General features: G+C 63.1%; 18 protein-coding genes. 9 read left to right on the top strand and 9 right to left on the bottom strand.

The genetic code is table 11. The features are described 5' to 3' along the window. Positions 1–353: 353 nt before the first annotated feature. Positions 354–1,193: a ParA family protein gene (locus ACFCU0_RS00215; RefSeq protein ID WP_434971637.1), complete on the bottom strand. Its 840-nt coding sequence runs from the start codon at positions 1,191–1,193 to the stop codon at positions 354–356. A gap of 539 nt (positions 1,194–1,732) precedes the next feature. Between ACFCU0_RS00215 and lnt the strand changes: the two genes are divergently transcribed. The 3 genes from lnt (at position 1,733) to ACFCU0_RS00200 (ending at position 5,013) form a co-directional block, all read left to right on the top strand. Beyond that, positions 1,733–3,457: an apolipoprotein N-acyltransferase gene (gene lnt, locus ACFCU0_RS00210; RefSeq protein ID WP_434971636.1), complete on the top strand. Its 1,725-nt coding sequence runs from the start codon at positions 1,733–1,735 to the stop codon at positions 3,455–3,457. A gap of 77 nt (positions 3,458–3,534) precedes the next feature. Further along, the gene (locus ACFCU0_RS00205) at positions 3,535–4,128 is read left to right on the top strand and encodes a Maf family protein (RefSeq protein ID WP_434971635.1); all 594 of its coding nucleotides are present in this window, start codon (positions 3,535–3,537) and stop codon (positions 4,126–4,128) included. 99 nt (positions 4,129–4,227) lie between these two features. After that, positions 4,228–5,013, top strand: a complete 786-nt coding sequence (locus tag ACFCU0_RS00200; RefSeq protein WP_434971634.1) for a type 1 glutamine amidotransferase — start codon at positions 4,228–4,230, stop codon at positions 5,011–5,013. Positions 5,014–5,077: 64 nt separating this feature from the next. Here the strand turns inward: ACFCU0_RS00200 and folB are convergent, their stop codons facing one another. From folB to ACFCU0_RS00180, 4 genes are all read right to left on the bottom strand, one after another. Beyond that, positions 5,078–5,533: a dihydroneopterin aldolase gene (gene folB / locus ACFCU0_RS00195; RefSeq protein ID WP_434971633.1), complete on the bottom strand. Its 456-nt coding sequence runs from the start codon at positions 5,531–5,533 to the stop codon at positions 5,078–5,080. A gap of 109 nt (positions 5,534–5,642) precedes the next feature. Then, on the bottom strand, positions 5,643–6,575 hold the full coding sequence (locus ACFCU0_RS00190) for a PfkB family carbohydrate kinase (RefSeq protein ID WP_434971632.1): 933 nt from the start codon (positions 6,573–6,575) through the stop codon (positions 5,643–5,645). A 121-nt stretch (positions 6,576–6,696) separates the two neighbouring features. After that, entirely contained in the window at positions 6,697–7,509 is an 813-nt protein-coding gene (locus ACFCU0_RS00185; protein WP_434971631.1) for a hypothetical protein, read from the bottom strand. A gap of 50 nt (positions 7,510–7,559) precedes the next feature. Next, positions 7,560–7,985: a hypothetical protein gene (locus ACFCU0_RS00180; RefSeq protein WP_434971630.1), complete on the bottom strand. Its 426-nt coding sequence runs from the start codon at positions 7,983–7,985 to the stop codon at positions 7,560–7,562. Positions 7,986–8,332: 347 nt separating this feature from the next. Here ACFCU0_RS00180 and ACFCU0_RS00175 point away from each other — a divergent pair, with 347 nt between their 5' ends. The 6 genes from ACFCU0_RS00175 to ACFCU0_RS00150 all read left to right on the top strand — a co-directional run bounded on the left by ACFCU0_RS00175 (position 8,333) and on the right by ACFCU0_RS00150 (position 16,704). Beyond that, positions 8,333–11,386 carry a tetratricopeptide repeat protein gene (locus ACFCU0_RS00175; RefSeq protein ID WP_434971629.1) on the top strand — a complete coding sequence of 1,018 codons (3,054 nt, stop codon included), beginning with the start codon at positions 8,333–8,335 and terminating at the stop codon, positions 11,384–11,386. Between the two features lie 71 nt (positions 11,387–11,457). Then, positions 11,458–13,197: a hypothetical protein gene (locus ACFCU0_RS00170; RefSeq protein ID WP_434971628.1), complete on the top strand. Its 1,740-nt coding sequence runs from the start codon at positions 11,458–11,460 to the stop codon at positions 13,195–13,197. 270 nt (positions 13,198–13,467) lie between these two features. Continuing rightward, positions 13,468–13,680 carry an HU family DNA-binding protein gene (locus ACFCU0_RS00165; protein WP_434971627.1) on the top strand — a complete coding sequence of 71 codons (213 nt, stop codon included), beginning with the start codon at positions 13,468–13,470 and terminating at the stop codon, positions 13,678–13,680. A 54-nt stretch (positions 13,681–13,734) separates the two neighbouring features. Next, positions 13,735–15,411, top strand: coding sequence for an SPOR domain-containing protein (locus ACFCU0_RS00160; RefSeq protein ID WP_434971626.1), 1,677 nt, complete (start codon positions 13,735–13,737; stop codon positions 15,409–15,411). 151 nt (positions 15,412–15,562) lie between these two features. Further along, the gene (locus ACFCU0_RS00155) at positions 15,563–16,255 is read left to right on the top strand and encodes a MotA/TolQ/ExbB proton channel family protein (protein ID WP_434971625.1); all 693 of its coding nucleotides are present in this window, start codon (positions 15,563–15,565) and stop codon (positions 16,253–16,255) included. 47 nt (positions 16,256–16,302) lie between these two features. Next, positions 16,303–16,704: an ExbD/TolR family protein gene (locus ACFCU0_RS00150; protein WP_434971624.1), complete on the top strand. Its 402-nt coding sequence runs from the start codon at positions 16,303–16,305 to the stop codon at positions 16,702–16,704. A gap of 591 nt (positions 16,705–17,295) precedes the next feature. Here ACFCU0_RS00150 and ACFCU0_RS00145 read toward each other — a convergent pair. From ACFCU0_RS00145 to ACFCU0_RS00130, 4 genes are all read right to left on the bottom strand, one after another. Then, a complete protein-coding gene (locus tag ACFCU0_RS00145) occupies positions 17,296–17,961 on the bottom strand; it encodes a hypothetical protein (RefSeq protein ID WP_434971623.1) in 666 nt (221 codons plus the stop codon). A 53-nt stretch (positions 17,962–18,014) separates the two neighbouring features. Further along, positions 18,015–19,037 carry a hypothetical protein gene (locus tag ACFCU0_RS00140; protein ID WP_434971622.1) on the bottom strand — a complete coding sequence of 341 codons (1,023 nt, stop codon included), beginning with the start codon at positions 19,035–19,037 and terminating at the stop codon, positions 18,015–18,017. 3 nt (positions 19,038–19,040) lie between these two features. Continuing rightward, complete coding sequence (locus tag ACFCU0_RS00135; protein ID WP_434971621.1) at positions 19,041–19,691, bottom strand: hypothetical protein; 651 nt, start codon at positions 19,689–19,691, stop codon at positions 19,041–19,043. A 130-nt stretch (positions 19,692–19,821) separates the two neighbouring features. Continuing rightward, entirely contained in the window at positions 19,822–21,618 is a 1,797-nt protein-coding gene (locus ACFCU0_RS00130) for a formylglycine-generating enzyme family protein (RefSeq protein WP_434971620.1), read from the bottom strand. Positions 21,619–21,687 lie beyond the last annotated feature (69 nt).

Genomic DNA, 21,687 nt, shown 5'->3' with positions numbered 1-21,687 from the left:
CCGTCGGCCGGGTCGAAGAGCACCTCCAGCGGCGGGATCGGCCCAACGCCGACGTTTCCGACAACGAGAAGAAGGACCGACGCAACGCCGGCGATCAGAAGCTTGAAAATGCGGGGGGCGGACATACGGAGGTCGCAGGGGGCGAGGACGAACGGGCGATACCGCTGGATCAGGCAAGACCGTTTACATACGGCCGGTCTGAATATAACGCAGCGTCGATCGATGCAGCAAACGCACCGTTGCGAACCGGTCGCAGGGTGACGAACACGGCCGAGCGGAGCGGCCATTCGTCGCTGTCACCGTCGAACGAAACGACCGATAGAAAACGGGTCAGCAAGATGCCTGAGCCGGACTTACGAGGACACTTTCAGCTCGCTGGGCTCGGGGACGTCCGTCGCGTCGCCGGAGGTTTCCGGCGGGCCCGGCAGGTCTACGCCCTTCTGAATGCGGCGAAGCAGTTCGTCCGTTGCATTGGCATAGTCCCGCGCCCCACGGGTGGTCGGGTCGTGGTCGAAAACAGTCGTCCCGTTATCATGCGCTTCGGCGAGCGACGTGCTCGTGCGGACGATGCTGTCCATCGCGTAGTTGCCGTACTTACGACGGATATACTGCTGATAGGTCTGGTGAATCCGTTTCCGCGCGTCGACCTGTGTGAAGAGCATGGACCGCGTCTGAAGATTCGGGTTGAGGCGGTCGCGGACGAGGTTCGTCGTCTGAAACGTCTGCTCGGCTCCGACGACACCCTGATACTCGGGCAGAACGGGGATGACGACGTGCTGACTCGCCACCAGGGCGTTCAGGCTGTAGACGGTCACGGCGGCGGCCGTGTCAAACATGATGGCGTCGTAATTGGGTTTTAACGCCTCGATCGTCTCCCGCACCCAGAGCACATCGGTCGGTTTATTGAGGCTCCGCATGAACTTCGTCAGGCGGCTCGTCGACGGTATCAGGTCGAAGCCACTTAACTCGCGTGCCTGAATCCGGCGCGGGTCCAGGTTCGGGTCGAAGAGCGCAAGCACGGACTCCTCCGGCGGAGGTTCGTCCACGTCCAGCGTCCGCGATAGGAAGCCCTGCGGGTCCAGGTCAAGCACCAGAACGCGCTTTCCCGACAATCCGAGCGCCGCGGCGATGTGGATGACAGAGGTGGTTTTGCCCGTCCCTCCCTTATGGTTGCAGACACTGAGGACGATCATGAAGCACCGAAGCCGCAGGGCGGGAGCTGTTGAAGAGAGTCAGGGGATGTACGCGACGACCGAACCGCGTTCTTCAGATCGAACCGGAGGGTTCGAAGAAAAATTGTCGCCATTCTTGAACGCCTGCACGTGCAGTACGGGTCACTGTGACGCAAGCGCGAGGGAATATACGGCAAGAACAAGACCGCGATCAGTAAGGGGAAACGCAGCCGGGACGCGGCGCACCCGCACAAACACACATCAGTCCTAAACTATGCGTTTATCGTGCTTGTGTCAAATGCCAATGCCATATGGTTTTGACGAGGTCGAGGGGACGATTCCAGGTGATCCCGGACCGAAGGAGCCCATGTCGCGGAGCACCAGTCAGAACGCACGCCGGCACGGCCGACGGTCAGGGTGCGCCCGCCTCCCCCATCGTGACTAGCGCGAAGACGGCAGCCACAACCCGGGACCGAACCTGACCGAAGAAATCTGTCTTTCGAACGCATGTGAATGCAGAATACGCCATTCTACGATTTTGTCCGTCGTTTCGATGTCTAATGATTCACGTTACGATTCTGACGACTGTACCGCCCGAACCCGGGCGGTACGACACAGTTGACGGAGATAGCTATCCGCTCGCCTCTGTACCCCAGCAGACGTCGACGCACGTGCCACGTCGCCTTTTCCGCGCGTCCATTCTGTCCGGCGTCCTCCTCGGCGCGTCGTTTCCGATTCACGGCCTGGGGGTTTTTGAGCAGGGATGGCTGGCTATGATCGCCTATGTGCCGCTTTTACGGGTGACGGTGGGCGAGCCGCCCCGGTCCCCGGGCCCCGCATTCGCGCTCGCGCTCCTCGCTCACCTTCTCGCGTACAGTATTGCCTTTCACTGGGTAATTCTACATCCCCTCCCTGTCACGGCGCTCGCTTCCGTCGGGGGGGTGGCGGCACTGGCTCTACTCGCGAGCATCCCCTGGGCCGCTGCCGCATGGGTGCGGCGGCGCTTCTCCGATAAGCCGGCCATGGTTACCTGGGCGCTCGCCATGCTCGGGCTCGAGCACATGCTCAGCATCGGACCATGGGCCCTTCCCTGGTCGGTTCTGTCGCACACGCAGGCGTCCATGCCGCACGCCGATCTCGCGTCGATTGCGGGCGGAACGGTACTTACCGCGATCGTCCTCGCCGTGAATGCGACCGTATCGCGCGCACTACGGCCGACAGGGGCGAAGCACGCGCACGACGCGGGCCACCCTAATGGAGGCGGACCATCGCGTTGGGCGCTCATACCGATCGCGGCGCTCGCCGTCATCGTTGCCGGTGGCTCATTCATATCGCCGCCCCGCCCGCCATCGGATCAGGCACACGCTCGCCTCCTCCTGGTCCAGCCGGCTATGCAACCTCTCGACTGGGCACGGACCGATACGCTGGCCGCCGTGGACCGACTCCTTGCTTTGACGGAAACCGCTATGTCCGCTCCATCGCAAAGCGGCGACGGGCGACGCCATGGCGGCCCACCTGCCATTGACGCGATCGTGTGGCCGGAAACCGCGTTGCCGCCGCTCGTTTTGAGCGACACCGCCACAACCTGGAAGGCTCGGGTGAACGCGCTTCGTGCACCTCTCGTCACAGGGGCCGTCCGACCGGTGTCGAACAGGTCCACGTCGCGCCATCGGGCGTACACGAACGACGTTCTTCTTTTCAAATCGAGCGGGCTTCAGGACGTCTACAGCAAACACCATCTCGTCCCCTTTGCGGAGCACGTCCCCTTTGTTGACGATGTGACGATGCTCCAGCGCCTTACCGTCCCCGCCGGCGGCGTGGCGGGCTACCGGCGGGGAAATGGCGCAAGCATCCTTCAGGGCGGAGATGATTCCGGACCGCGGATCGCGCCGCTCGTCTGCTTCGAAACTATTCTCCGGCCGTACGCGCGGTCCGTCGCCCGCCTCGAACCGGATATCCTGCTCGGTCTCTCCCAGGTCGGGTGGTGGAGCCATTCCTCGGTCCTGCCGCAGTATCGCGCCCTGACGTCGCTCCGAGCGCGGGAGACCGGCTACCCGATCCTCGTCGCCACCGTCAGCGGCCCCTCGTTCACGGCTCATCCGGACGGACGCATCGAGATCCATGCGGGCTGGATGGACGCGACGGCGCACGTCGTGACTGTGCCGCCGCCTGTGCCCACACGGTATCAAGCGGCCGGGACCTGGCTGGACGGTATCGTAGCCCTGCTTCTCGCATCGGTCGTACTCGTTCCCTCCGGCCGGACGCGGGGCGGAATCCACCGGTAGTGCACGGAGAATACTCGACATTCGAAAGGGCAGTCGCTACGTTTCCTGTTCGCTCCGATGACCGCCCCTGTCTCCTCATGCAGATATCGACCCAACTGATCCTTGCGTCGCAGTCCCCGCGACGCCGAGACTTGCTTGAACAGCTCGAGCTTGCGTTCACGGTCCGCGTGAGTCCGGCGGAGGAGGTGATTCCGGAGGGCGAGCCGCCGGACGTCGTTGCCCAGCGGATTGCCACGCAGAAAGCCGTCCCGGTGGCTGCCCAGCACCCTACCGCGCTGACGCTGGCGGCGGACACGATCGTGGTCCACGACGCTGACATTCTCGGAAAACCGACGTCGGAACGGCATGCGTTTCAAATGCTGAGGCGTCTTCGCGACACAACGCACGACGTATACACCGGCGTCTCCCTCATTCACCCCGCCTCCGACCGAGAGGTGACATGCTACGAGCGTACGAGCGTGACCTTCGGCGCGATGGACAGTGCGGAAATCGACGCATACGTTGCCTCGGGCTCGCCGATGGACAAAGCCGGTGGGTACGGCATTCAGGATCGAATGGGGCCACTATACATTGAGGGGATCCAGGGCGACTACTACAACGTGATGGGCCTTCCGCTGAGACGCCTTTATACGACGCTCAAATCTGACTTCAGCGACCTGCTGCTTCTCTAATGTTCGCGTCGTGCCGTCGGCAGTTGTCCTTTCTTCCCGCTGACGAACGCCTTTCGACCGGCGGATTCACACTTGTCCCTTCCGCGCCCTATTGATTCTATGCCCGCTCCCTCGTTCGACCAGATTCGTATTCTGCTGATTCAGGCCCGCAACACGGCCGAGATGGAGCGGCAGGAGCAGCGGTGCTTTGCGGATCGGACCGGCCTACGCACGGACCAAATCGCCCGCGTGAACGTCGCGCGCGAGCCGCTTCGCCTGCAGTGGATCGACGAGGTGGATGCCGTGATGATCGGCGGAGCCGGCGAATACTCGGCCATGGACAATCCGCCGTGGATGCCGACGCTTCTCGAGGCGATTCGCGTGTGCCTGAAAAAGACCGTTCCGACGTTCGGGTCGTGCTGGGGACACCAGGTGATCGCCCGGGCGCTCGGGGGCACCGTTATCCACGATCAGGCGCGGGCAGAACTCGGGTGCGGAACCGTTCATCTGACCCGGGCAGGCACAGCAGACCCCCTCTTCTCCGGCTTTCCCTCGATCTTCCGGGCGAACATGGGTCACCACGACCGGGTCGTCGAGCTGCCGCCCGGTGCCGTCGAGCTTGCCCGAAATGAGCAGCCGAATCAAGCCTTCCGGGTTGACGACGCGCCGATGTACGGTACACAGTTCCACTCTGAACTTGACGCCGAGAGCGAGCGGGAGCGACTCATCGCGTACCGCGAGTACTACCGCGAGGACCTGCCAGGTGAAGATGAGTTTCAGCAGGTGCTGGACGATCTAGCCGAAACAACGGAAGTCGATCACCTCCTCCGTGACTTCCTTCGCGTTTTCGTAATCGAGGACGGGGCGTCCGTATCCGACGACGGCGAGTCGGACAGGCATTCGTGATGACCGTCATGGCCCCATGCCCTCAACTGATTGGACCCGCCTCCTCATGCGCGCCGTCCCGACGTCACGCCCGGTCGTCGGCCGGTGTGAGTCGGTAAACCGCCTCCGCGCGGTCACAGGGGCCGCCGACCGGTGGATTCGGTTTGCGAACCGTGACTTCTACCCCTTCGATGTCGGGATAGCATTCAACAACCTTGTGCGCGATGCGGTACGCGAGTTTCTCGATCAGGTAGAAGTTGTTTTCCGTGACGAGTTCGCGCACGAACGCGTACACCTGCTCGTAATTGACGGTCTCGTCGAGATCGTCGTGGACGGCTGCCGACTCGAAGTCGAGATCCACCGATACATCGACCTCATACCGTCCGCCGATTCGGTGCTCTTCCTGCATAACGCCATGATGCCCGTAGAAGACGGCGTTGATGAGCCGAACGGTGCCGATCGTGCCCCCCTTCCGCGCGGCCGGGCCGGCGTTTGACGGAGGAGAAGCGGGCGACGAGGCGGTGTCTGAAGATGCGGACATAGAAGAGGAACGTGCGGAACGCCGAGATGAAGTGGCGTGCGGCCCCGCCGATGGCGGCACCGACGCCGATGAGAGGGGACGAGCAAGACCGGCTCCGTGAATCCGCCGATCAGGCCGCTTCAACGGCCATCAACTCGGGAATGGCCGCCAGTTCGCGGAATGCGCGGGCCCGGTCCGTGATTGCGATTGCCGAGAGATTGGTGAGGCGGTCCGGGCCGAACGCTTCGACGGCGAATGATGCCAGTGTGGATCCGAAGATGATGCTACGGCGAAGCGCGTCTTCGTCGAAGCGCCCCTCGCGGGTCAGGTGACCGGCGAGGCCCCCGGCAAATGCATCGCCGGCTCCCGTTGGGTCCTGGATGTCCTCCAGCGGGTAGGCAGGTGCGCTGAAGACCTTGTCCTCGTGGAACAGAAGAGCGCCGTGCTCTCCCTTCTTAATGATCAGCGTCTTCGGTCCCATGTTGCGAATGGTCGAGGCGGCGCGGACGAGGTTCGGCTCATCCGCCAGTTCCCGCGCCTCCGCGTCGTTAATCACGAGGCAGTCGACGAGCGAGAGCGTCTCTTGAAGACTATCCGGCGTGTTTTCGATCCAGAAGTTCATCGTATCACAGATGACGTACTCCGGGTCGTCGATCTGCTCGAGTACGTCGCGCTGTATCTTCGGATCCAGATTCCCCAGACACACGATGTTGCTGTCGCGGTAGGACGGGGGGATGTTGGCCTCGAAGTCCTGCAGGACGTTCAACTGGGTGTCCAGCGTGTCGCGCTCGTTCAGGTCATAGTGATAGCGCCCGTGCCAGAAGAATGTTTTTTCGTCCTCACGGACCACAAGCCCCTCCAAGTCGACGCCTCCGTCGGCGAGCACCTGTCGGTAGGTATCGGGAAAGTCGCCGCCAACGACGCCAACGAGGCGCACGTCCTCGCAGAAGTACCGGGCTGCCAGTGTCAGGTAGGAGGCGCTGCCCCCGAGCACGCGCTTGGCCTGGCCGAACGGCGTCTCAATGGAGTCAAAAGCGACGGTTCCTACAGCAAGGATGCTCACGGATTACAGGTGTGGGGTGAAGAAAAACGCGTCTACCACGGTAAACGTACGGACGTAGCGACCGGATCGCAGACGCCTCGTGCGAAATCCACGCCAAGGATTGGTGATGGCGTTGCGTTCGTCAGCGGCCGCGGATAGCGTCGACGAGTTTCTTGGTCAGATATGCGAGAAGCATGGACGTACCGATCCGGCCGGCCGAGCGAAGCAGCTTCCGAGCCAGGGCGGCACCCAGCGTGGTTGCGGCCATCCCGGCGGCACGGGCTTTGAGTTCGACCGGGACCACGTCATCGTCCGAGGCAAACGAACGAACGGCGCGCGCCGCTGCGTCGCGCGTAGCCGATCGGGCCCGCTGCCGGACAGACTGACTGGCTTCCTGTGCCGTGCCGGCAAGTCGGTCGAACGCTCTCCCCGACATCGATTCGACCGCAGAACTGGACTCGGTACCATTCGACGCGTCGACCTCGGGCACTGCAGATCCGGTGGCTACCCCGTCCCCGCCGGCATCCGTTTCGCTCCCTTGACGAAAGGCGTCCGTACGGGATTCGATCTCCCGCTGAACGTCGGATGCAACATTCCGCGCCTGCTCTGCAATCTTTTGAAGCTGCCGGCGCGTGCGGTGGGAAAGGCCGTCGGAGGGCGCGCCGATCCGACCGGCAACGTACCCTGCCACGGCTCCGAGTGTCGACGTGGCAAGGACGGCCAACATGGGGTGTCGGTGAAACCACGACTCGCGTTCAGCGGCCGCCTGCCGGGCCCGGAGACGCGTCACCTCCGCTCGTAGGCGCTCCAGTTCTTCGACCAGCTCATCATACCCCGGCTCCCCCGTTACGACGGTATCGTTTCCGTCATCGGGTCGCTCCGGTTCATGTTCGGCGACGGGATCGTCGCTCGGCTGGTTCGATCGATCGCTGGGATTGGCATTCGTGTCGGACATAGCGGGTCGTGCCACTGGGGAACGGGATACGATTCGGTGCTGTGACGGCTCTACTTCCGGCTTATCGCGCCGATGAACACACCGGCAGCAAAGGCCCCAAGCATGGCCGTGGTCTGATTCTCCCGGATCCAAGACTTCGCGATGCCGATGGGCACCGACCCCATACCGGCCATAGCCAGCAGATCCTGGAGGCCGCCCGCTCCGGCCTCCGACCGGAAGGGATCATCCCCGCCGGCACGGGAGCCACGGCCTGCGTCAAATCCGCGGCTGCTACCGAACGGATCGGCCTCGGGACGGGCACCGGTTTCCGGTCCCTGAAAGCCTTCTCCCGACGACGGTCGGTCGAACGGATGCGGATCATCCGATGCAGGCGACGGCTGCGAGGCAGCAGACCCGCCGTCTGAGGAAGCGCGCGCTCCCTCGCTCCCTTCGGATGAGGATGATGGGGCATTTGCGCTTTCGCGGTCCTCCGTCATAATATTCTGCCGTGTATCGCGTTGGATGAGAAACGGGTGGTCGGGATGTTGCGCGACGGTTCCGACGCGCGACACCGCTCCAACGGTGCAACCATCCACCGGCGTTCCCTGTCGCGATAATTCTGTGCACCGTCATCCCCTGGCTGGCGCGGCAGCACGCCGCCTCCCCGATCGGACCGCTGCCTCTGCTTTCGTAATAGGCGTTCTCTACGACCGGGCGGGGCGACGCCGGCCGGCGGGTGCCAATCCGCGCAACCCACGCCGTATTGTTCGGTACCGTGATGCACGGCGGACGTCCCGCGTCCGTTTTCGTTTCCGTATTTGTGCCTTCGCTCCCGACGTTCCACATGGCCTCTTCCTTTCGGCTTCTGTCCCGGGCTCAGCGTCCGCATCCGCTGCTGCTGGCGCTCGCTGCCGTCGTCCTCATCGCTCTCGTCCCCCTCCACGGCATCGCCCAGCCCACATCGACCAGCCCGGAGGAAGCCTACGCAGCAGCCGTTCAGCTGTACGAACAGCGCCTCTTTCGAAAGTCGCAGGCTGCATTCGCGTCCTTCCGCGACGATCACCCGGATCATCCGGCCGCTCCGCAGGCACTTTACCTTGAGGCACGCTCTGCGCTCGCGCTGGACCGGGAGCATCATGCGATCCGTCTCTTTGAAACCCTGCAATCCACGTATCCGGCACACCCGCGGGCCGAAGAGGCGCAGATTAGCCTGGGGCAGTATTTCATCGATGGCGGGGAAACGACGAGGGGACGCCGGATCATGGAACGCATTGCCCGCGAGGACCCGGACAGCCCCAACGCGCCGCGGGCCATCTACTTGCTCGGGGCCGCCGAACGTGAAGACGGAAATCTCGACAACGCCGCAACGTACTTCGAGCGCGTCCTCCGTCGGCATCCGGACAGCGACATTGCACCGGCCGCGGCGTACGATCTTGCATCGACGCAGGTGCGACTCGAACGGTTTGAGGAGGCTGCGGCGTCGTTCGAATCGCTGGCCCGGCAGTACCCGGACTCGCCGTATGCACAGAACCTCGGCACCGCCGTCGCGGAGGTATATTACGAGCTCGGCCAGTACGACCGGGTGATTGAGGAGTTGCGGCCACAAATCGATACGCTCCCACCGGAGGAGCGCGGGCGCGCATTGTTTTTTCTCGCTGAATCCTACAACCAGCGAGGAGACACGGAGAATGCGATCGTGTTCTACCGTCGCATCATCGACGAGCCTCAGAACGACGCCTATCTCCGGCCCGCGCTCTACGGCATGGGATGGACGCACCTGAATGCCGACAACCCGGACCAGGCTGCCGACAGCTTTGCCCGCGTTCGAACGGTCGCCACGGCCGATGAGGCACAGGATGCCCTGTCCATGAAAGCCGCCTACCACGAGGCCGTTGCTCACGCCCGTGCCGGGCGGGGCGATCGGGCAGCAGCCGGGTACCGGACGGTCGCCGAGACGTGGCCCAACGGTGATCTGGCCGCAGCGGCGACGTACGAACGGGGCGTGCTCGAGTATCGGAGCGAGCAGTACTCGGCCGCGGCCGCCTCTTTCCGACAGGTTGTCCGGCAAAGGCCGCCGGAACCGCTCCTCGGGGATGCGCACTACATGCTCGGGAATGCGTATACTGCGCTGAACGACTTGGACCGCGCCCTGGAAGCCTACGATGAGGCCGTGCAACGCGATGCAGCCCCCGACTCCGTCCGGCGCGAGGTGCAATTCCAGAAGGCATGGACGCTTTACGAGAACGAGCGCTTCGACGAGGCGGGTTCCGCGTTTCTCGCACTGGCCCGGGATGGGACCGGCCAACGGTCGCGTGACGCTCTATTCTGGGGCGGCGATTGCCTGTACGAGCAGGGCGACTACGTGAACGCACAACGACGCTTTCAGCAGTACCTGCAGCAACACCCGAACGGGCGCCACGCAACGGCAGCCCAGTACGCGCTCGGATGGACGCACTTCCGGCAGCGTCAATACCAGCCAGCAGCCTCCGCTTTCCGGACGTTCCTCGACACCTATCGCGAGCCGGACCGGGAAATCCCGTACCGGCAGGACGCGCGACTGCGATTGGCCGACAGTTACTACGCCCTGAAGCAGTACGACGATGCCATCGCAGAGTACCGCCGCGTGGACGGTCAGGGTGCCGACTATGCCCTGTACCAGACGGGCGAGGCCTTATCCCGCGCCGATCGCAACGACGAAGCCATCCGAACGCTTCGACGCCTCGTCGATGACTACCCGAATAGCCCGTGGCGCGGAGAGGCACAGTTCAGAATCGGCTTCATTCACTTCCAGAGCCAGGACTACGCAGCTGCGCGAGAGGCATACCAGACACTGATTCGCCGGCAGCCGAATGAACGCCTGGCGGCCCGTGCACAGTACGGGATCGGGGACACCTACTACAACGCCGGTGAAATGCAGCAGGCGGTCGATTCCTATCTGGTCGTGCTCCAGGACTACCCGAATAGCGCGTTCGCGCCGGAGGCCGCCTCAAGCCTTCAGTACGCGCTGCTCGCCTCCGGCGACCCCGACCGGGCGGAGCAGATCATCGACGACTTCGCGCAGGAGAACCCGGGCAGCCCCATGGTCGATGAGCTTCGGTTCCGGCGGGCGGAGGCCACCTACCAGAGCGGCGAGGTAAACCGCGCGCTCCAGCTATTCCAGCGCTTCATCCGAACGTCGACCAACGACGCGCTGCTTCCGGAGGCGTACTTCTACGTCGGCGAGATTTATGCAAATCGTGAGGAGCCCAACGAGGCCCGCACGTACCTACAGCAACTCGTGGACAATTACCCGGACAGCAACCGGCGACCGGAAGCCGCGCTCCGGCTCGGCGATCTGTCTCTTGAGCAAAACAACCCTCGGTCGGCCCTCGACGCGTACAGGGTGGTCGCGGAGGATGAAGACGTCAACCCGGAACTTCGGGCGCAGGCGCTTTACGGGCAGAGCGTCGCACTCCAGGAGCTCGGGCGTCGGGATGAGGCCGAAGCCTTGCTTCAGCGGCTGATCGACGCGAATCGCGGGGGCCCGCTCCTGGCATCCGCGCGCCTCGGGCTCGGACGGCTGTACGCGACGGACGGCCGGACCGCGCAAGCCGAAGACCTGTTCCGCCAAGTAGCAGAAAACAGCGACAGCGAAACAGGAGCGGAAGCCCTCGTTCGCCTCGGGATGCTCCTCCGGGAGCAGGGACAGCCCCGAGAGGCCATCCGAGAACTGGATCGCGTTTCGTCGCTGTTTCCCGGATATCCGGAATGGATAGCCCGCTCCCTATTGCAACAGGCGGCGGCCTACCGTCAGCTTGGCGAGACCGGGGAGGCGACGCGCATTTACGACCAGGTGATGGCGGAATTCGGCGGCACGCGCTTCGCCGACGAAGCCCGAACAGAGAAACAGGCGCTGTAGCGTACGCACACCCGCCCGCCCGACGTCGCCCCTCCGTGCCGATGCAGACTCCCATGACTGCGACTTCCCCGATGACCCCTCCCGCGCGCCTTCCTTCCGTTCTCGCAACACTGCTGCTACTCTGGTCCGTCATGCCGGTGACGGCACAGGACAATCCGGAACGCGATCCGCAACTCCCGGAGATTGCCCCGCGCGAGATCGAGATTCGGGGTCAGTTTGAGGTGGGCTTCCCCACTCTCGAGCGACAACCGCTCCGCGGCTTCGCTTCTCCTCCGTCAGTCCCGGTGATCCCGCCGGACCGGCAGCCGTTCACGCAGGCGTACAAGCAGGAACGAAGTGAGCTGCCGGAGCAGTTGCCGTCCCCTCCCAGCGTTGGCGCACGCCTCCAACCCTCTCCCCCGCCGGCGACCGGATACGTCGAAGCAGGTGCCGGGCGCTACCTGTCTCGCTTCGCTGAAGGGCACGTCACGCTACCGGTCTCCCCGACGGAGTCCTTCGAAGTAGATGCCGCGTACGACGGATCTGCGGGTTACGAGCCGTTCGAATCGACGGATGCCTCCACGCAACACGACGACGTCGAAGGAACGCTGCGGTTCGTGTCCCAGCGCGATGTCGTCCAGGTGGATGCCGGGCTCCGCGGCCTGTCCTCCGGCTACGACCTCTACGGCGCCCGCCCGAATCGTCTCGGGACCGTCGGCGCTGAGACTCCGGGGCGCACCGTTCAGTCCGGTGGGCTATTTGGTCGCCTCCGGGTGCAGGGGCGCGTCCCCGCGTCGGTCGGCTTCTCCTTTGACCAAACCAGCGTCTCCACCGATACCGGCATCCCCACCGATGCGACCGAGTTCGACCAGCAGCGACTCGCGGTCGATGCTCGGGCCGCGCTGCCGTTCGGCACCCGAGAGATCGAAGCCGATGCCTCCGCCTCGACCTCCGGTCTCGGTACGGGTGCGTTCTCGGGGGACATCCAAACCGTCGATCTCGGCGGGTCTGCCGTCGCCTACCGGTCCGGGCCGACGATCGTACGTGCAGGCGCCCGCCTCCTGGCCTTTCAGTCCGGGGACGCGAGCGATCTACCGGCCACCCCCGAGGCGTCCGCGACGTTCGTTGTGCCCTCCGTGGAGCTGACAATTGCAATCACGCCGCGCTTCACGGTGTTCGCCGTCAATGACCCGGGATTCGAACACCACACATTGCGGTCACGGCTTGAGGAAACGCCATGGCTCGCACCACGACCCTACGTACGGCCGACGTTGTTCTCAACGCGATCCCGGGCGGGGGTGCGGGTCTCCACCGGTCCGATTCGGATCACCTCGCATGCCGGTTATCGGTACGCCCCCTCCTACCGATTCGTCGAGACGGGCCCGAAGGTGGGCTACGAACGAGGCTTTTTCCGGTCCAACTACGAAAGTGCCCGGATTGCGGAAGCCGGAGCCAGCATTGCCCTGCAGGGGTTCGACCGCGTTCAGGCGATCGTTCGGGCAACGATACGCGATGGGCAACTCGTCGATTCGGAAACTACGATCCCATTTCTCTCTCCCCTCCTGGTTGAATCCGCCCTGAGCTACAGCATGATGGACGGGGATGCCCGCCTCGGGGTCGAACTGGGCATCGAGAGCCCGCGCTACGTCGATCGGAGAGAGACCACCAAGACCGATACGGTCGTCGATCTGGATGTCACGGGTAGCTACCGCGTCACGCCGAGCCTTGACGTGGTCGCGCGGCTGGAGAACGTCGGTGCCAGTTTCGAGCGGTACCCCGGATACGAGCGACCACCCACAACCATCGGTGCCGGAATCCGGATCCACTGGTAGAGGGACCCTCCCACCGATATCGACCACCTATCCCGGTCGATTGAATCGATGCGAGCGGACATTTAATTTCAATGGAGTGTGATGTATGTTACGGAAGTGAACGTCCCGGAACGGGCGTCGCCGTTTCGAGACGGCCTACTTCTTGTTATGGCTTAATATAGCGGGCCTCCGGTATGCCATAGACAATGCATGGCGCCCAGTCGTTCTGACGCGCCACCCACCGGTCTCACGCCCGCATGCACTGCGTACCCCATTGATGCCCTAAGACTCATGGCTGGCCCTTCTGCAGAAGACATCATCCACGCGTTCGCCCGCGCGGTTCGCGAGTCGCTTGAAGCGGGCGAATCTATCGACGTGCCGGACCTCGGCCGATTTGATGTCGAGCACCGGCAAAGCCAGATGGTCGAAGCCGACGATGGTGAAGCCACCATGGCTCCGCCGAGAGACGTGATTACGTTCACGCCCGAGAACGCCGACACGTGATTCCGGCACCCCCACCCCGCCTCCCTTCCGCACGCGCATCCGGTTCATCCCCCTATGTCTGCTTCCATCTTCGAACGTGTCGCCGATGAGCTCGGTCTTCCCCCGGACCGATCCGAAAAGCTGGTTCGCGCCATGATCCGCGAGATCCGTAAACGAGCGCACAAGGGTCGAGGGGTCAAGATTCCGAACCTGGGTGCGTTTTCAGTTGAAGACGGGACGCTCACGTTTACCCCCCGGCCGTCCGTTGCCCGGGCCGTCAACCAGCGATTCGAAGGGCTCAGCGAAGAGCGCGTAGCTCTGCCGGAAGTAGAAGAGACGTCCGGCAAGGGCGAAGGACCCACAACGATTACGCGCGGCTTCGACATGGGCGCGTGGGACCCGCTGGATACCGGATCAGGAGCGGCCAGCTCCGGTGCATCCGAGCGTGGGCGGCCGGAGTCCGGCGAAGCCGACGCTCCCTCCTCGCCTGCGGATACCGACGAATTTGAGATCCCGACCGACGGTCCCGACACGGACGAATTTGAGGCGCCCGTGGATGAGCCAGACGAATCCGCTAACGAACCCGCCGCTGCGGCGCCGGCGGGTGAGCCGGCGGCTGAAGCGTCGACCGAGGCATCAGATCCTGATTCCTGGAATGTGGGCGCCGCCCGTCCCCTCAGCGATGAGCCGTCCGACGAAGACGAGGTCCCCGCGAGTCCCGCACGCCTTCGCGACGACGATGACGTGCCGCAGGCGGAAGACGACATCGACGCAGCGGCCCCGCCGAGCGTAGACGACCACCGGAGCGCGGAAGCAGAACCGGATCCGTACGAACCGTCTGGATTCTCAGCCTCCGATACCGAGGACGAATCGCAGGCAGCCACGGGGGACGAGGAGGAAGAGCCGAACATCTGGGCGTCCGACTCGGCATGGGATTTCTCTACCGTCACGTCCAAGGACGTGGATGGGACGGACGACGAGGAACGGGAGACGGAGGCATCCGATCAGGAAGAGGACGACCTGCCATCGTACCGCCCACCGGATGCCGACGAGCAGGAAGCCGAAAATCAGCCTTCACGCTCGATATTTGACTTCGACGAAGAGGAAAAAGAAAAGCGCGAACCGCCGAAGACCACAAAGATCGAAGCAGCCGAGTTCGAGCAAGAGTCCGACAAAGAAGAAAGCGAAGGATCGAGGACAGTCACTGTCCTTTCTATCACGGTGATCCTGCTTCTCGCGCTCGCCGGTGGGTGGATCGTTCTCGGGCAACAGGGCATCGTACCCTCCCCCGGGCGTGTCCTTGGATTCGAAGCCGGCGTCACGACCGCCCAGAACACACAGGCGCAGACCGAACGCACGGACCCCGACGCGACATCCGGTGCGGCCACGCCGTCACCCGCAGGCTCGGACGCTTCGTCTGACGGCTCTGCTGACCAGCCTCAGGCAAGCGAGACGACGCCTGCAGCAGGAGAGACGTCCGGATCGTCGGGCTTCGACCGCGCTGCCGGAGGCTTCACGATCGCCGTTGCCTCCCGCCCGTCTCAGTCGGGTGCCGAGGCGATGGTCGACCAGTTCCGCCGAAACCTCTCGGACACGGACTACCCCGTTGACATCGTCAGCGCAACCGCCGACGGCACAACCCGGTATCGAGTCGGCGTCGGTCAGTTCTCCACGCGTGCCGAAGCAAATCGGGTTCGAGGTGAACTTCAGAACCGGCTGCCGGACGGCGCCTGGCCGGTCCCGATCGAGTAGGTGACCCTACGGCGCCATTCCGTGTTCTCCGCCGGGACCCTTCGCTTCTGATCCTCCCGGCGACCCGCACCTGCACCTTCGTTCGTACGCACCCGCCGTACGTCCACCGTTTTTCCGCCCTCTCATTCCGACGACTCCCGACCTATAGCCTATGGCGCTCTTGCCGCAAGTCGATACGACCGCCGCTGACACCACGCAAGCCGCCGGAGCGGGCGCGCAATCGCTGCTCGACATCCTCTTTCAGGGCGGCTGGGTGATGATTCCCATCCTCCTGCTCTCGTTCGTGGCGATTTACCTGCTCATCGAGCGGTTGATCACGATCCGCAATGCCCAGTCGGATCCGGAGGTCGTCACGGATCGCATCCGGAACTACGTTCGGTCCGGCGACGTGGACGGCGCGATTTCCTACTGCGTTCAGAAGGACGTCCCTATCACGCGCATTCTGAAGCAAGGCCTGGAACGGCTCGGTCGGCCCATTTCTGAAATCCAGGATGCGGTACAGGCGGCCGGGAAATACGAGACCTTTGAGCTGGAGAAGAAAACGAACATGCTGGCCAGCATCGCTGGTGTCGCGCCAATGCTCGGCTTCTTCGGTACGGTTCTTGGCATGATTCGAGCATTTCAGGAAATCCAAAACTTGCAGGGGAACGTGAACCCGAGCGTGCTGGCTGGCGGGATCTGGGAAGCGCTCGTCACGACCGCCGGCGGATTGCTCGTCGGTATTCTCGCCCTTCTCGCCTACAACTTCCTGCTGGCACGAATTCGTCGCCTTACGAATGACATGGAGCGCTCGGCCACGGACTTTATCGACCTCCTTCAGGAACCGGTGCCGCCGCAGTCGTAGTCTCGCGACCGTACCGCTTCCTTCCGTCTCGCCACCGCCGACCTATCATGCCACTTGACTTCTCTCCGTCACGCAAGCCGCTGTCAACATTCAGCCTGGCCGGCATGACGGACATTGTCCTGCTGCTCCTCATCTTCTTTCTACTGACCTCGAATTTCATCCCGCAGATGGGAATTCAGGTGACGCTGCCTCAGGTGGAGTCGTCCGCCCCGGTGGATCGTGATTATGTCACGGTCGTCCTTACGGATGAAGGCACATACTTCGTGAACGGGCAGCGCGTCTCGGAGGGCCGTCTCGTCGCGGCCATTCGCGAGACGCGGACCACACAGTCCGCCCTAGTACTCCGGGCCGACGAGGGTGCAACCATTGGACAGTTCGCGACCGTCGCCTCCGCCGCTCAGGCGCTGAACCTTCGCGTCCTTATGGCCACCGAACGAAACCGCCAATGACGCAGGGGCATCGCCCCACATCGAACCCGGCGAATACGTTGACCGCGTCCTCCTGTACGGGAGGGCGCGGTCTCTTGTATTGGTGCTTAGCAGGGCCTCGGTCTGCCGTTTGCGGATGTGGCTCACCCCGGTGTGGAGATGAGGACCGGATGGAATGAGGACGGGGCGTGTCGACCATCATGGTAGCACGAAGAACGATGCGTCCGGGCAGCGGAGCGGCTAACACATGACGAGGAGACGTCATCGTGTATCTGCTGGCGACGGACCATGACCATGGAGCCCGGTCCTTTCCTGTTCTTGGGCTTGCTTAAGATCCGGGGCCGCACCATCCATCAATCTGTCGTCGCCCCCCCAACCCGCGGCGACCCGCAGATGGCTGGCGCGGCCGAGGAAGACGTTGCGCGTAGCCAAGAAAGCGTGCGGCCGCTTCGGAGACTCGCTCTACCGTCCTCAGCGTCCTTGCTTTACGGGCCATGTGGACAAACGGCGCCTCCGCATGACCCAATGCCCGAGCGTAGCACATAAAGAAACGGCCCGCACCATAAGGTACGAGCCGCTCATCATTCAAGCCGGTCGCGAAATACAGGAAATCTATCGCGACGAGTAGGACAGTCGCGTGATCTTGTCGACCAGGTTGCGCTTCTTGGCTTCAAAGCCGTCGCGAACCGTGCGGTCGCCGATCTCAACGATCCGTGCATCTCGTTCCCGGACGATCTTCGCGAATGCGATCTGATCACCGAAAGGCTTTAGGGCGGCCTCGTTGGTTACGAGGGTCGTGCCCTTATTCCGAAGCACGTCGTCAACCCAGGCATCGCGAGCACTGAGGTACATGATCGGGATGTCCTCTTCTCCCGTTCCCGGGGGCCGGTAGATGAAGAAGAGATCCGTGATCCGCTCCTCGAAGCCGTCACGATTCACCTCGAAGCGGTAGTCGATGAACACGTAGTTCGCGCTCGACAGGCCGATTCCCTCCTGGTTTAGGAGTTCATCTTCGAGTTGGCTGACGGCCGTACGTGAAGGATCGTCGGGGGCCCGCTTGATGGCCAGGCTGTCGCTCCGATCGATGACGTTAATCAGCGTGTCCAGCAGGGCCCGGGTGGGCGTCTCGGACTGAACGGGAGCAATGACCTGCGTCGTCTGGAGCCAGCGCTGGGCGTTGGCGTCCTGCGGGCCGACGAAAAGGAGTAACGCGAGGGCGAGAGTGGCGATCCCGCCAACACGCTGTAATGCGTTAAGTGGATGGATGGTACGCATCATAACGTTATGGGAGCGGCGATGGGATGAATCGATGGAACGTCGCGAAGGTCATACTAGGAAAGGACGAAGCTGAAGGAACGGCTCGCCTCGCTCAACTGGACCGGAATGGCCTGTCCAGCGTGGTTGATGCGGACGACTCCCTGTAGCTGAACCAAGATCTGGTCCTTGGGGCGCGCGTCGCGCAATTCACGCACGAGTCTTAGTTCACTGCCGTTCGAGAGATTGAACGTACCAATCTCCTGGCTCGCTGCGAGTCCCTTTCTAATAGAGACGCGGGCGCGACGGATTTGGTAACGAGCGTCCTGCGGATAGCTGGACGCGTACTCACGATCAGGCTCAATCTCGAAGTCGAGGACCGGCCGCGCCTTGGAGAAGGCATCTCCGCTCGTGAGCTGATTGCCCGTGGCGTCGAGTACCTTGATTTCCGGACGGGGCGGATCGATCACAGCGAACTCCTTAGAGCCGAGGAACACGTCCTCTTCTTCGTTGCTCGCGAGGAAGGCTCGCACGGTAACCGATTGACCCGCCGGGCTGAGACGCAGCTGGCGACCGTCCTGCATGTTGCCGTTGGCCTCGAGCTTGAGCGGCTGGTTCTCCAGGCCCGGTACGTCGATCCGAATCTGGTTCAGCGTCTGACGATAGAGAGACTGCGTGGCCACACTCGTGGCTACGAGTTCTGGTCGCCGAACGGTGAACGAGCCACGGACTTCCGTCTGGGCCATCTCCTTGTTCACCTGCTCATACTGCATGACCGCGGTGTAATTGATGTCTTTCACGTTCTCGTCTTCGCCCAGGAGGTTCCCCGTGGGCATCTGGAGAGACGTGTCGCCCATGACCGTCATGCGTTCGTCGGGCGCGTCAAGTTGTACTTTGCTGGCTGCGGTCAGGTATGCACGCGCCGTGTACGGCTGGCCGAGGACGATATTCTGGTCCCCGACGATGACCGGCTTCACCTCCTTGACGGCGAACGTCGTTTCGTCCAGGTCAAACGTGCTGAACGAATACAGGAGGATCGGCAGATACAGCGCCAGCATCACCTGGTAACGCAGCTGCTTAATGTCGCCTGAATCTGCCATTGTTTACTTCACCGTTTGCTTGTTCTCAGAGACGCCGTTTGCGGCCTGCGGATTGTTGAACTGGCGGAACCGGCTGAGCATGGTGTCCAGGTCGTTGCGCATCTCCTGAACGGCGGAGCCGGCGTTCTCCATTTCACCACCGAGCGCGCTCATGCCGCGACCGAGTCGTTCGGCATCTTCGGCGAGGTCACCACTGGCGACTTCGCTGAGCTTCGAGCGCATGTCCTGTACGGCAACGCGGGCACGCTTCATCTCCCCGACCATGTCGTGGATCTCACCGCCAAACTGCTTGATCTCCTTGCCGAGAGCGCCCATCATGACGTTCAGGTCGTCGTTGACCTTCTTCTCGATCATTTTCCGGGCGGAGGCGGTGACCGGCGTGCCGGGGTCGGACGGGCCGGCGGCCATCTGCTTTGCTTCTTCGTCGGAGGAAGGCGTCTCCATGATGAAGGCCTGTCCCAGTTCGAGGCAACCCATGATCACGAAGGCGGCAGCCTCACCGATGAATCCGAGCTGCATGAACAGCTCCCAGTTCGGGTATTTGAGGATTTTAAAGAACACCCCGAGGATGGCGAGGGCACCAAAGATTCCGATAAAGAATCCGAGGACCTTCGTAATCCTCGAAAGGATGGCTTCTGAGCGTTTTGAGGCCATAGCGATTTAGCGTGCTATAACAATTGAGGCGAGAACGGAGGGGTTAGAGGGGGAACGACAGGCACGCACTACGCAGGGCGCACGCACACCACGGTTCCCGAGTCAAAACAGCGTATCGGGTGTAAGGCTCTTAGAAGAGTCCACCTCCCCCACCACCCTGCGGTGGCTGCTGCTGTGGAGGCTGTTGCTGCGGCGGTTGCTGCTGTGGCGGTTGCTGCTGCGGCGGCTGGCCCTGTGGCGGCTGGCCCTGTGCGGGCGGCTGCTGACCCTGTGGCTGGCCCTGCTGCGGCACGCCTGGCTGCTGCTCATTCGGTGAGGGGATGCGCTGAGCACCACCACGATCGCGGCTCACGCCTTCGATCTGGCTAATGTCAGCTGCACATCGCACGCCAATCCGAGGTGAGGCTTCGTCCTTCTCTTGAAAATCACGGAAACCAACGCCGATCCGGAACGCATTCGAGCTCCACGAGCCGCCGCGAATCACGTGGCGGCTTTCTGTCTCGTCGCGATGGACGGGGTCAAGGTCCGAAAGCTGGCTGTACGTGGGCGTGTAGGCGTCTTCGACCCACTCCGCCACGTTTCCGGCCATGTCGTGCACACCCCATCGGCTCGGCGGGTACGACCCTACCGGCGCGGTAAAGGCGTAACCATCGGCGGCCTGGCCCTGACGGCCCGGATTGAAGTTCGCGAGCCAGCGTCCGAATCCGTCCTGCGGAGAGAACCCGGCCCACGGGTAGATGCCACCCACTCGGCCGCTTCGTGCGGCGTATTCCCACTCGGCTTCTGTCGGAAGACGCTTTCCATCGTACTCACAGTACGCTCCAGCTTCTTCCCACGAGATGGCGACGACCGGGTAGTCGTCATATGTCGAACCATAGAAGTATGTGGACCAGTCGGCACGGCTGGCGCTTTCTCGCCAGGCGGTGGAGTCGGGCAGGAGCTCGTCCCGTCGATTCGACTGATCGAGGAATTCGCGGTATTCTGCGTTCGTGACCTCAAAGCGGTCCATGTAGAAGGAACTGACGGTCACGCGACGCCGACCGGCGTTCTGAATATCGAACGGATCCTCGTCCGTGAGGCCCATGATGAACGTTCCATCCGGCAGGCGAACCATATCGCCGTCTTCCGAAACAACGACCTCGCCGGAAATCGGCGGGACGCCCGGATCGTCGTACGCAGCGTCATTCGGCCCGGAAATCATGAGCGGCTCACTGGTCTTGATGGAGTCCCTGTTCGGGGTCTCGAAGGCCGAAGGAGGGCCGCCGGTAGCTAGCATTGTCGGGTCCTCGAAGGGGCTCTGCACGGCGCCGCCTCGCTCGCCAAAGTTCTGCTGGCGAGCGAAGCCTTCCATGTCGCCCGGGTCCTGCGGCTCACGCGTCTCTTCTTCGACAGGCGTCGCCCCAGGCTCGACGCGATCGATCCGCTCGAGGCGGTAGACGAGGCCGAGGGACGGCATCAGGCCGGCCACGATTTCGGGCGTGTCGGTCTGGGAGATGTCTTCTCTCTCCACGTATCCCCAGCGGCCGGACACCTCGAGGGAGATGGCCAGGTTCGGCTGCACTCCGTATTCGAGGCCGATCCCGAGCGGGACCATTCCTTTCTCCTGGTTGACGCCGCGCGAGAAATACCGCCCATACCCTGCAAACACGTACGGGTTAACGGGCGCGTCCACACCCAGTGGATGCAGCTGCAGGATGGCTTCAAGCGAAAGCAGGTCCTGGTACGTGATACCTGTGCGGAGGCGGCCAAAGTTGGCGTAGTCGAACTGTACACCACCAGCGACCGACGGCGTCGTCCCGCTGATCGAGCTCAACTCGGTGTCCTCCGCGACCAGCGCCCCTCCCTGCAGGAAGAGCCGCTGAGCGTTCGCGTCCGACACACTGCCCACGAGGATGAACAGCAGAGTGGCGGCGATGAATCGTTTCATCGACATAAGTAGGGTCTCGCGTGGGGTGAATGAAGAGGTGCGTGCAGAGAAGATGCGCAAACAGGTACC

This window comes from Longibacter sp., assembly GCF_051155795.1.
In the GTDB taxonomy this organism is placed as follows: Bacteria; Bacteroidota; Rhodothermia; order Rhodothermales; family Salinibacteraceae; genus Longibacter.
The sequence above is the reverse complement of the archived record's forward strand: the minus strand, read 5'-3'. Positions and strand labels throughout refer to the sequence as shown.